We start from the raw sequence: 333 nt of genomic DNA, 5'->3' as shown, positions 1-333 counted from the left end.
GATCTGGATCCCGGTGAAGGTGAAGGCCTTGGCCCAGACCGGGTCGGCAGCAATTTGCCCGCCCAGCCAGATCGAGCCCAGCAGCAACAGCACGCCGATGATCGAGATTTCACCGATGCGGCCCGGGCGGATGTAGCGCATGTAGATGCCCATGAACATCGCGATCGGGATGGTCGCCATCACCGTGAAGATGCCCCATGGGCTCTCGGCCAGGGCCTTGACCACGATCAGCGCCAGCACCGCGAGGATGATGATCATGATCAGGAAGCAGCCGAACAGCGCGATGGTGCCAGGGATGCGGCCCATTTCCTCGCGCACCATGTCACCCAGGGA

The 333-nt window shown here is 62.8% G+C and carries 1 protein-coding gene; it reads right to left on the bottom strand.

Going from position 1 to position 333, the window contains the following annotated elements:
* A partial coding sequence (locus CFII68_RS25680; RefSeq protein WP_018599961.1) for a carbon starvation CstA family protein occupies positions 1-333 on the bottom strand: 333 nt, incomplete at both ends.

The sequence above is a fragment of the Pseudomonas sp. CFII68 genome, from assembly GCF_000416195.1.
GTDB classification, from domain to species: Bacteria; Pseudomonadota; Gammaproteobacteria; order Pseudomonadales; family Pseudomonadaceae; genus Aquipseudomonas; species Aquipseudomonas kilonensis.
The sequence above is the reverse complement of the archived record's forward strand: the minus strand, read 5'-3'. Positions and strand labels throughout refer to the sequence as shown.